4 protein-coding genes are annotated in these 11,853 nt (G+C 76.2%); 2 read left to right on the plus strand and 2 right to left on the minus strand.

The genetic code is table 11. The features are described 5' to 3' along the window. The coding region (locus tag IEY78_RS28185; RefSeq protein ID WP_229700216.1) for an ATP-binding protein at positions 1–2,627 on the plus strand (2,627 nt) is incomplete at its 5' end. Between the two features lie 59 nt (positions 2,628–2,686). On the opposite strand, the gene IEY78_RS28190 is transcribed toward IEY78_RS28185, so the two are convergent. Both IEY78_RS28190 and IEY78_RS28195 read right to left on the minus strand, forming a co-directional pair. After that, positions 2,687–3,517, minus strand: a complete 831-nt coding sequence (locus tag IEY78_RS28190; RefSeq protein WP_189102967.1) for an ABC transporter permease — start codon at positions 3,515–3,517, stop codon at positions 2,687–2,689. Next, a complete protein-coding gene (locus tag IEY78_RS28195; protein WP_189102969.1) occupies positions 3,514–4,542 on the minus strand; it encodes an ATP-binding cassette domain-containing protein in 1,029 nt (342 codons plus the stop codon). Before IEY78_RS28195 ends, IEY78_RS28190 begins: the two co-directional genes overlap by 4 nt. Before the next feature lie 282 nt (positions 4,543–4,824). Between IEY78_RS28195 and IEY78_RS28200 the strand changes: the two genes are divergently transcribed. After that, the gene (locus IEY78_RS28200; protein WP_189102971.1) at positions 4,825–11,853 is read left to right on the plus strand and encodes a type I polyketide synthase; all 7,029 of its coding nucleotides are present in this window, start codon (positions 4,825–4,827) and stop codon (positions 11,851–11,853) included.

Genomic DNA, 11,853 nt, shown 5'->3' on the forward strand with positions numbered 1-11,853 from the left:
CGCCCGCCGGGCCCCCGCCGCCCCCGCCCGCCGCGCACCCGGCTCCGGCCGCCCCGTCCGACGACGCCGCCCGCCCCCGCCCCGGCAACCTCCGCGCCCGCCTCACCTCCTTCGTCGGCCGGGAGAACGACCTGGCCGGGCTCCGCTCCGACCTGGCCGCGCACCGGCTGGTGACGCTGCTGGGGCCGGGCGGCGCCGGCAAGACGCGGCTGTCCCAGGAGGGCGCCGAGAGCGCCGCGGCCGCGGCGCCGGACGCCTGGCCGCACGGCGTCTGGCTGGCCGAGCTGGCACCCGTGGACGATCCGCAGACCGTGCCCGAGGCGGTGCTGACCGCGCTCGGCGCCCGCGAGACCGTCGTCCGCGGCTCCACGGCCGAGGGCCTGCGCGCCGCCGCCGACCGCACCGCCCTGGACCCCCTCGCCCGGCTCGCCGAGCACTGCGCGGGCCGCCGGATGCTGCTGGTGCTCGACAACTGCGAGCATGTGATCGCCGCCGCCGCCGAACTCGCCGAGCGGCTGCTGGCCCACTGCCCCGGGGTGACGGTGCTGGCCACCAGCCGGGAGCCGCTGGCCGTACCGGGCGAGGTGCTGCGGCCGGTCGAGCCGCTTCCCGACCCGGTCGCGCTGCAACTGCTCGCCGACCGCGGGGCCGCCGCCCGCACCGGCTTCCGGGTGGAGGCCGACGAGGAGACCGCGGCGGCCTGCGCCGAGATCTGCCGGCGGCTGGACGGGCTGCCGCTCGCCGTCGAACTCGCCGCGGCCCGGCTGCGGTTGCTCTCCCCGCGCCAGCTCGCCGACCGGCTCGACGACCGCTTCCGCCTGCTCACCAGCGGCAGCCGGACCGTGCTGCCCCGCCAGCAGACGCTGCGCGCGGTCGTCGACTGGTCCTGGGACCTGACCGACGCACCCGAACGGGCCGTGCTGCGGCGGCTGTCCGTCTTCTCCGGCGGCTGCGATCTGGCCGCCGCCGAGGACGTCTGCGCCGGCGGCGGCGTCGACCGGCGCGAGGTGCCCGCGCTGCTCGGCTCGCTGATCGACAAGTCGCTGGTGGTGGCGGCGCCCGCGCCGGACGGCGAGATGCGCTACCGGCTACTGGAGACGGTGGGGGAGTACGCCGGTGAGCGGCTGGACGAGGCGGGGGAGCGGGCGGGGGCCGAGCGCCGCCATCTGGTCACCTACCGCGAACTGGCCCGCACCACGGACCCGTTGCTGCGCGGCCCCGGCCAGCGCGCGGCCATGGACCGCCTGGAGCTGGAGCACGACAACCTGCGCACCGCGCTGCGCCGCGCGCTGGCCGCGCGCGACGAGCACGAGACGCTGTGCCTGGTGCTGTCCCTCCAGTGGTTCTGGTCGCTGCGCGACCACCGCAGCGACGGCCGCCACTGGGCGTCCGCGGCCGCCGCGCTCGGCCCCAACCCCTTCGCCGCGCCCGTCGAACCGGCCCCCGACCTGCCCGAGAGCCCCATCGACCACCCGCCGCCGATGCCCCCCGAGCAGCTGGTCGAGGCCCGCCGCGAGGTTCGGCTGGTCGCGCTCGCCAGCCGGGACAGCGACCTCCAGGCGCTGCGCGACCCCGAGACGCAGGAGGACCTGGCCGGGATGCTCGCCGCCTACCGCAGCGGCATGCCGCAGACCTGCAAGATCCCCGGCGTGATGTGGTACTACGCCGTGATGATGTCCGGCCGCTTCGCGGAGCTGAGCGAGCTGGTCGGCGTCGCCGTACAGGCCTGCCGCACCCTCGGCTACACCTGGGAGCTGGCCTATGTGCTGCAACTGCGCTCCAGGGTCCTCAACGACCGCCTCGACGGGCTGACCCAGGCGGCCCGCGACGCCGACGAGGCGCTGCGGATCTTCCAGGAGCTGGGCGACGCCTGGGGCGCGGCCGAGGCGCTGGCGGGGCGCGGCGAGACCCATGAGCAGCGCGGCGCGTACGCGTCGGCGGCGCGCGACTACCGGGCGGCGATGGTGCACGCCGAGTACCTGGGGGCGCTCGGCCAGATCCAGCTGCTGCGCTGCCGGCTGGGCGCGGTGCTGATCGAGGACGGCCGGGCGGCGCCCGGTGAGCGGATGCTGCGCGAGGTGCTGGCGGACGCCGAGCGGGGCGAGAGCGCCCGGGACACCATGCCGTTCGCCCGGCTGACCCTCGCCCGGCACCTCGCGCTGACCGGGCGTCCGAAGGAGGCGCGGGCGGAACTGCACACGGTGGCGGAGGTGTTCAGCGGGCGGGCCCCGGACCTGTTCGCCGGGATGCTGGAGACCTCGCTGATCGCGCTGGATCTCCAGGAGGGGCACCGGGAGGGGCTGCTGCCGCGGTTCCGGGCGGCGCTGGCGCTGCTCCAGGGGCCCGTCACGCAGATGGTCGCGCCGGACCTGCCGATCTCCCAACTCCTCACCGGCGCACGGGTGCTGGCCGCGGTGCGGGGCGCGCCGGCCGGGCGGGACGCGGCGCGCCTGGTGGGCGCGTACGACGCGCTGCGGGCGCCCGACCACGTGCCGACCCGGATCATCCGCGACAGCCGGATCCGTGCCGAGGCGGCGGCGCGGGAGCTGCTGGACGGCGCCGCCTACACCCGCGCGTACACCGAAGGCGGCGGCCTCTCCCTGGGGGAGGCCACCGCCCTCATCTGACGCGGGCCGGGACAGCGCGGTCCGGCGGTCCCGCGGGGAGGACCCCCGCGGGACGCGCGTCAGGTCTTGCTGCGGAACTTCGCCACCGCGAGCGGCATGGTGACCGCGGTGAGGGCGACCACCCAGGCGAGGGTGATCAGGGCCGGGTGCAGCACCGCGCCCTGGCCCTGGATCAGGGCCCGGCACGCGTCCGCCAGGGACGAGAGCGGGTTGATCTTGGTGAAGGCCTCCAGCCAGCCGGGCATCGAGGTCGGCCGGGTGAAGACGGACGAGCCGAACTGCAGCGGCATCAGGATCAGCATCGCCGTGCCCTGCACGGCCTGGGTCGTCTTCATCACCAGCCCCAGCAGGATGAAGATCCACATCAGACCGGCGCAGAACAGCGCGGACAGCGCGACCGCGGCGAGCAGGGACCCGACGCCGCCCGTGATCTTGAGCCCCAGCAGGAGCCCCATCGCCAGCAGGATCGTGGTGGCGATCAGCATCCGCCCCAGCTCCACCACGATCTTCGCGATGAGCACCGAGGACCGGGCGATGGGCATTGTCCGGAAGCGGTCCATCACGCCCTTGCGGAAATCCTCGTTGACGCCCGAGCCGACCGCCGTGGCGATGTTCATGGCCATCATGCCCATCATGCCGGGCACCAGGTACTGGACGTACTCGTCCTGGCGGCCCTTGCCGGCGATCGCGCCGCCGAAGACGTAGACGAACAGCAGGATGAAGATGACCGGCATCAGCAGGACGTCGAACATCGACTCCGGGTCCTGCTTGATCTGCAGGGCGTTGCGCCGCACCAGCGCGCCGATGTGCCGCAGGTTGGCGCGCAGGCCGATCCGTCCCTCGTCGGCGCCGGGCTTGCTCAGCGGTGCCGTCATCGTCGCGGCACTCATGCCGATACCTCCGCGTACTGCTGGTCCATGTCGTCCTCGGATGTGTCGCTCGCGGAGGCCTTGTGGCCCGTGAGGGCCAGGAACACCTCGTCCAGGCTGGGCAGATGGGTGCTGATGCCGGCGAGCGCGAAGCCCTGCCGGGCGAGCACCGCGACCACCGCGGTCAGTTGCTCGTCGCTGGTGATCGGGACGTTGACCACGCCCCCGTCGTGATCGGCGGCGGCCCCCGCGATGCCGTCCAGGCCCGCCCGCGCGACGGCGTCCGCCATCCGCTTCAGCTCGTCGGGCTCCGACGGGCGGATCTGCAGCGTCCGCCCGCCGACCTTGGTCTTGAGTTCGTCGACGCCGCCCTCGGCGATCACCCGGCCGCGGTCGATCACCGTCAGCTCGTGCGCCAGCTTCTCGGCCTCTTCCATGTACTGGGTGGTGAGCAGCACCGTCGCGCCCTCGCGCACCATCCGCTGGACCTCCTCCCACACCTCGTTGCGGGTGCGGGGGTCCAGGCCGGTGGTGGGCTCGTCCAGATAGAGGACCGACGGGCGGCCGATCATGGAGGCGGCCAGGTCGAGCCGGCGGCGCATCCCGCCGGAGTACTTGGCCGCGGGCCGCTTGGCCGCCTCGGTCAGGCTGAACCGCTCCAGCATCTCGTCCGCGCGCCGGCGGGCGTCCTTGCGGGACAGATCGAGCAGCCGCCCGATCATGTAGAGGTTCTCGCGGCCGGAGAGCTTCTCGTCGACCGAGGCGTACTGCCCGGTCAGGCCGATGGTGCGGCGCAGTGCGCGGGGCTGGCGCACCACGTCGTAGCCGGCCACCACGGCCCGGCCGGCGTCCGGCACCAGGAGGGTGGACAGGCAGCGGACGAGCGTCGTCTTGCCGGCGCCGTTGGGGCCGAGCACCCCGAGCACGGTGCCTTCCTTCACGTCCAGGTCCACTCCGTCGACGGCTTTCACCGCGCCGAAGTGCTTGACCAGACCGCGCACCTCCACGGCGTTGCCGCCCCTGGTGGATATCGTCTCTCGCGTCATGCCCCCCAAGATGCCAGCCGCCACCGACAACGCACCGACAGGCCGCCGACAGTAGGGCCGCGGCGCCGGCGGGGCGGACCTCTCGTGGTCGCCGGCCGCCCCCTCTCGTGGTTACCGCAAGGCCGCCCGCCGGGCACCACGGACTTCGCCGGGGCGCGTTGACGGCGCCTCGCCCCCCGTCTGAGGCTGAGGCCACCGAGTCGCATACGTGTGCGTTTCCGCCGTCGGCCGCACCCGTGCGCATTCGTCCCCCCACGAGCGAACGATGTCTTCGGAGTACCTGTGACCACTGCACCCGTGCCGGAAGCCGTGCTGGGCATCAGTCCGTTCGGTGAACCAGAGCCGCGCATCGTCGCGGCGGTCTGCCGGGCCGGCGGGCTGGGCGTGCTCGACCTCGGGGCGGGGGACCGCCGGGCCAGGGAGGCGCTGGCGTCCCTCCGGCAGTGGGCGCCGGGGCCGTTCGGGGTGCGGATCGCCGCCGGGTGCGCCCTGACCGCGGCGGACCTGGCGGAGGGCGGGGGCGTGCACACGGTGCTGCTCACCGCCGACGCGCCCGTGCGGCCCGGCGACCTGCCGGCCGGGACCCGGGTGCTCGTCGAGGCCACCACCCGCGAGGAGGCCCTCGACGCCGCCCGCGCCGGCGCCCACGGCCTGGTCGCCCGCGGCCACGAGAGCGGCGGGCGGGTCGGGGACCTGAGCACCTTCATCCTGCTCCAGCAGCTCGTGGCGGACGACGGGGTGGACCTGCCCGTGTGGGCCTGCGGCGGCATCGGGCCGCACACCGCCGCCGCTGCCGTGGTCGGCGGCGCGGCGGGCGTCGTGCTGGACACCCAGCTGGCGCTGCTCGACGAGTCCGCCGTGCCGGAGGAAGCGGCCGCGGCGGTGCGGACCATGGACGGCTCGGAGACGGTGGTGGCGGCCGGCCACCGGGTGCTGCGCCGCCGGGGTCCCCACGCGCCGCCGCTGCCCGCGGACCCGGCCGGGGCGGCCCGCCTGCTCGGCGCCCAGGACCTGCGGGCCCAGCTGCTGCCCGTCGGCCAGGACGGCTTCCTGGCCGCCCGTTTCGCCCGCCGGTGGGGCGATGCCGGCGGGGCCGTCCGCGCGGTCACCGCCGCCGTCCGCGACGCGGTGCGCGACGCCTCCGCCGCGCAGGCGCTGTGCCGCGACTCCCCGATGAGCAGGGCGCTGGGCACCCCGCTGCCCCTCGCCCAGGGGCCGATGACCCGGGTCAGCGACCAGGCGCCGTTCGCCGCGGCGGTCGCCGAGGGCGGCGCCCTGCCCTTCGTGGCCCTGGCGCTGGCCGGTGCGGAGCAGACGCGGACCCTGCTGACACAGACCCGCGCCGCGCTGGACGGCCGGCCGTGGGGCGTGGGCGTCCTCGGCTTCGCCCCCGAGCAGACCAAGGCGGCCCAGCTGGAGATCATCCGGGAGCTGCGGCCGTCCTGCGCGATCATCGCCGGCGGCCGGCCCGCGCAGGCGGCGTCGCTGGAGGACGCCGGCATCGAGACGTTCCTGCACGTGCCCTCGCCCGGGCTGCTCACCCAGTTCCTGGCCGCCGGCGCCCGCGCGTTCGTCTTCGAGGGCTCCGAGTGCGGCGGCCACGTCGGACCGCGCAGCAGCTTCGCGCTGTGGGAGGCGCAGCTCGCCGTCCTCACCGACTTCCTCGACGCGGAGGACGGCGCCGACCCCGCTGAGCTGCGGGTGCTGTTCGCCGGCGGCATCCACGACGCGCGGTCCGCGGCCATGGTCGCCGCGCTCGCCGCCGACCTGACCGCCCGCGGCGTCGCCGTCGGCCTGCTCATGGGCACCGCGTACCTCTTCACCGAGGAGGCGGTGGACCGCGGCGCGGTCCGGCCCCTGTTCCAGCGGCAGGTCCTGGCGGCGCGGCGGACCGAACTGCTGGAGACCGCGCCCGGCCACGCCACCCGCTGTGTGTCCAGCCCCTTCACCGACGGCTACCGGGCTCTCAAGGAGGAGTTGGCGTCCCGGGGCGTGGCCGACCGGCAGGCGTGGGAGCAGCTGGAGCGGCTCAACGTGGGCCGGCTGCGGATCGCCAGCAAGGGCGTCGAGCGGACCGGTGAGCAGCTGGTCGAGGTGCCGGAGGAACGGCAGCTCGCCGAGGGCATGTTCATGGCCGGCGACGTGGCCGCGCTGCGCTCCCGCGTCACCACCATCCCCGCGCTGCACGCGTCCGTCAGCACCGGGGCCGCCGACTTCTTCACCGAGCGCGCCGCGCCGGTGCGCGACCGGCTCGGGACCGGCCGGCCCGCGGACGGCGCCGCGCCCCCGGCTCCGCTGGACATCGCCGTGGTCGGGATGTCCTGCATGTTCCCCGGCGCCGAGGACCTGGCGAGCTACTGGGCCCATGTGGTCGCGGGCGCCGACGCCGTCACCGAGGTGCCCGCCGACCGGTGGGACCCCGAGGTCTACTACGCGCCCGAGGCGGACGAGGCCCACACGGAGTCCAAGTGGGGCGGGTTCCTGCCGGACATCCCGTTCGACCCGCTGCGCTACGGGATCCCGCCGTCCTCACTGGGCAGCATCGAGCCGGTCCAGCTGCTGGCCCTCGAAGCCGCGCGGCGGGCACTGGAGGACGCCGGGTACGCCGGCGGCGCCCCCGCCGGGAGCGGGGGGCGGGACTTCGACCGCTCCCGGGCCTCCGTCGTCTTCGGCGCCGAGGCGGGCAGCGACCTGTCCCACGCGGCCACCCTGCGCACCCTGCTGCCGGCCTACCTGGGCGAACTGCCCCCGGAACTGGCCGCCCAGCTGCCCCGGCTCACCGAGGACTCCTTCCCCGGGATGCTCGCCAACGTCATCTCCGGCCGGATCGCCAACCGGCTCGACCTGGGCGGCGCCAACTACACCGTGGACGCCGCCTGCGCCTCCTCGCTGGCCGCGGTGGACGTGGCGTGCAAGGAGCTGTCCGGGGGCACCAGCGACCTGGTGCTGTGCGGCGGCGCCGACCTGCACAACGGCATCAACGACTACCTGCTCTTCTCCTCGGTGCACGCCCTGTCGCCGACCGGCCGCTCCCGCACCTTCGACAGCGCCGCGGACGGCATCGCGCTCGGCGAGGGCGTCGCCTGCGTCACGCTCAAGCGGCTGAGCGACGCGGAGCGGGACGGGGACCGGATCTACGCCGTGATCAAGGGCGTCGGCACCGCCAGCGACGGCAAGGGCCTCGGCCTGACCGCACCGCGGGCGCAGGGGCAGCGCGCCGCGCTGGAGCGCGCCTACCGCAACGCGGGGATCTCACCCGCGCGGGTCGGCCTGGTGGAGGCCCACGGCACCGGGACCGTGGTCGGCGACCGGACCGAACTGGCCGCCCTCACCGCGCTGTTCACCGAGGCCGGGGCCGCCCCCGCCGGCTGTGCGCTCGGGTCGGTGAAGTCGCAGATCGGGCACACCAAGTGCGCCGCGGGCCTGGCCGGCCTGATCAAGACCGCCATGGCGCTGCACACCGGCGTCAAGCCGCCCACGGCGCACCTGAAGGAGCCCAACCCGGCCTGGCAGGAGGGCAGCAGCCCGTTCGCCTTCCACACCGCGGCACGGCCGTGGGCGGCCCCGCCGGCCGAACGGGTCGCCGGGGTCAGCGCCTTCGGCTTCGGCGGCACCAACTTCCACGTCGTGCTGCGCGCCCACGCCGGGGGCCCGCCGCCGGCGCACGGGCTCGACGCCTGGCCGGCGGAGCTGTTCGTCTTCCGCGGCGCCGACCGCGAGGACGCCCACCGGGGCATCGAGCAGCTGCTGGCGCTGGCCGCGACGAACGACGAGCACGGCCGGCCCCGGCGGCTGCGCGACCTCGCGCTGGCCGCGTCCCGCCGCAGCGACACCGGCACACACCCGGCGCGGTACGCCGTCGTGGCCGGTGACCTGGACGAGCTGGCCCGGCTGCTGAGGCGGGCGCGCGCGGGCGAGCACGACCCGGCGGCGGGAGTCTTCGCCGCCGGCGCGGACGGCCCGGCCGGTGCGCCCGGGACCGCGGGGGACGTGGCGTTCCTCTTCCCCGGCCAGGGCAGCCAGCGGCCGGACATGCTCGCGGAGCTGTTCGTCGCCTTCCCCGACGCCCAGCACTACCTCCAGCTCGGCCGGGAGTGGGCCGACGCCCTCTACCCGCCGACCGCCTTCGACCCGGCCGTGGCGGACGGGCAGCGGGAGCGGATCACCGACACCCGGGTCGCCCAGCCCGCCCTGGGCATCGTCGAACTGGCCGTGCACCGCCTGCTGCTGCGGTCCGGGGTGCGGCCGGACATGATGGCCGGGCACAGCTACGGCGAGCTGGTCGCGCTGTGCGCCGCGGGCGCGTTCGACCCCGCGGCCCTGCTGGAGCTGAGCGCGGCACGGGCCGAGGCGATCCTGTCCGCCGCCGGCACCGACCCGGGGGCCATGGCCGCCGTCTCGGCCGGCGCCGCGGAGGTGTCCGCGCAGCTGCGCGCCGCCGGCCTCGCGGACCAAGTCGTCGTCGCCAACCACAACGCGCCCGAGCAGACCGTCATCTCCGGGCCCACCGAGGCGGTCGCCACGGCGGTGGAGCGGCTGCGCGCACACGGCTGCGGCGCCAGGCCGATCCCCGTGGCCTGCGCCTTCCACAGCCCCCTCGTCGCCGGTGCCGGCGAACGGTTCGCCGGGGCGCTCGCCGCGCAGCCGGTGCGCGCCCCGGAGGTGCCGGTCTGGTCCAACCGCACGGCCGCCGCCCACACGGGACGGCCCGAGGACGTGCGCGCCGAACTGGCCGCCCAGATCGGCGCGCCGGTGCGCTTCGTCGAGCAGATCGAGGACATGTACCGGGCGGGCGCCCGCACCTTCGTGTCCGTCGGCCCCGGGACGGTGCTCACCACGCTGGTCGCCGCGATCCTCCACGACCGTCCGCACACCACCGTGGCCTGCGAGGCACCCGGCAGCCGGGGACTCGGCGGCTTCCTCGGCGCGCTCGCCCGGCTCGCCGTGGCCGGTGTGCGGGTGCGCACCGGCTGGATGTTCCAGGGCCGCGACGCCACCGAACCGAGCCAGGACACCGCACCCCGGCGACCTGGCTGGACCGTCAACGGGCATCTGGTGCGCACCGCCGACGGCAGCCCGCTGCCCGGTTCGCTCCGGCCGGCCCGACGTATCCAGGAGATATCCGTGACGAAGCCAGACCACGGCGACGCCGTCGCCCAGCGGGACCGGATGGTCTCCGAATTCCTGCGCACCAGCCGGGAGATCGTCGCCGCGCAGCGCGATGTGCTGCTCACCTACTTCGGCGCCGCACCGGGCACACCGGCCGCCCCGCCGCCGGTCGCGCCCCTGGCGCCCGCGCCCCTGCCGGTCGAAGCGGCCCTGCCCGCACCCGGTGCGTCCGTCCCCTCCGGGCCCGCCCCGGCGCTCACGCCGCCACCCGGTGGCGCCCCGACGGCCGGTGCCCCGACCGCCGTCGCGCCGGAGGCGGTCGGGGCGGCCGACGTGCTGCGGACCGTGCTGGACATCGTCAGCGAACGCACCGGCTACCCGGTGGACATGATCGAACCCGAACTCGACCTGGAAGCCGACCTGAGCATCGACTCGATCAAGCGGATCGAGATCGCCGGTGAACTCGCGGCGCGCCTCGGTGCCGGCGCCCAGGACGGCCCGGGCGCCGCGCAACTCGACGACGCGGAGCTGGACGTGCTGTCCCGGGCCCGCACCGCCGCCGGCCTCGCGGACCTGCTGACCGCGAGGCTCCACGGCGGCGGGCGGCCCCGCGATGCCGAGGGCCCGGGCGCCGAGGAGCCGAGCCCCGCGCACGAGCCCGCGCGGGCTCCCGCCGGGCAGCCGACTCCGGCCGGGCAACACCCGGACCCCGAGCCGGTGGCCGCCGAGGCGCCCACCCGGATGGTGCTGCGGCCCACCGCCCTCGCGGAACCGGCGGCGAGCGCCGGCACGCTGACCGGCAAGCGGATCGCGCTGATCGGCGGCCACGGCCCGGTGGCCGAGAGCCTGTCCGCCCAACTCGCCACCCACGGCGCCCGGCCGGCCGTGTTCGCCCCGGGGCACCTGCTCACCGCGCAGGACGGCCCGTGGGACGGCGTGTTCCACCTGGAGGCGCTGACCGAGGGCGAGGACGCGGTCCTGCCGGAGGGCTTCCCCGTCTTCCAGGCAGCCCTGCGGCACGGCCCGCGGTGGTTGATCGCCGCCGCCCCTGCCGCCGGTGCGAGCGGCGCGCCGGACGGGCGGGCGGATGGACTGCGCGGCATGTTCCGGACCATCGCCCGGGAGTACCCGGACACCGTCGCCCGGGTCGTCGAGACCGACCCGGACGCCTCGGCGGCACGCACCGCGACCGCGCTGGCCGGCGAACTGCTCTCCCCCGAGGCGGCCCCGGTGGTGTCCCTGTCGTCCGGCGGCCGCCACGGCCTCGAACTCGTCGAGTCCGGCCTCGGGCCGCTGGCCGCCCGGGGCGCCGGACCGGCCGGCGACGGCGCGGCCGAGGCCGAGGCGCTCGGACTGGACCGCGACGCGGTGGTGCTGCTGGTCGGCGGGGCGCGGGGGATCACCGCGCGGTTCGCCGCGACGCTGGCGGCCGCCGCCCGCTGCCGCATCGAGCTGGTCGGCCGGACCGCCGCGCCCACCGGCCCGGAGGACGAGGAGACGCGCACCGCACCCGACCGCGCCGCCCTGACCGCCGCCCTCGCGGCGCGCGGCGAGGACTCCCCGGCACGGATCGAGCAGACCGTCACCCGCCTCCTGGCGCAGCGCGAGGTCCGCGCCACGATCGAGGAGCTGCGCGGGCTCGGCAGCCCGGTGCGCTACCACTCCGTGGACATGCGCGACGCCGAGGCCGTGCACCGGACGGTCAAGGAGATCCACGCGGAGCACGGCCGGCTGGACGGCCTCGTCTACGCCGCCGGGGTGATCGAGGACCGGATGCTGGCCGACAAGGACATCACGTCCTTCCGGCGGGTGTTCCACACCAAGGTCGACGGGGCCCGCACCCTGCTGGCGGCGGTCGAGGACCTGCCCGACGGGCCGGGGTTCACCGTGCTCTTCGGCAGCATCTCGGCCGCCCTGGGCAACCGCGGCCAGGTGGACTACGCGGCGGCGAACGACGCGTTGGAGAGCCTGGCAGGACGGTGGGCCGCACGGGCCGGCCGCCGGGCGCTGACCGTCCACTGGGGGCCGTGGGCGCCCGCCGGGCAGCACCACGGCATGGTCACCCCGCAACTCGCGCGGGAGTACGCCCGCCGCGGCGTCCGGCTGATCGACCCCGAGGAGGGCACGCGCAGCCTGCTGCGGGAACTCGCCTGGGGCCAGGACTCGGCCGAAGCCGTGATCTACACCGCGTCGGGCTGGTGA

Source organism: Streptomyces kronopolitis, from assembly GCF_014646275.1.
Classification (GTDB): Bacteria; Actinomycetota; Actinomycetes; order Streptomycetales; family Streptomycetaceae; genus Streptomyces; species Streptomyces kronopolitis.

Coding starts and splice junctions, on each gene's coding strand:
- IEY78_RS28190 (WP_189102967.1), bottom strand. CDS start 3,517: ATGAGTGCCGCGACGATGACGGCACCGCTGAGCAAGCCCGGCGCCGAC.
- IEY78_RS28195 (WP_189102969.1), bottom strand. CDS start 4,542: ATGACGCGAGAGACGATATCCACCAGGGGCGGCAACGCCGTGGAGGTG.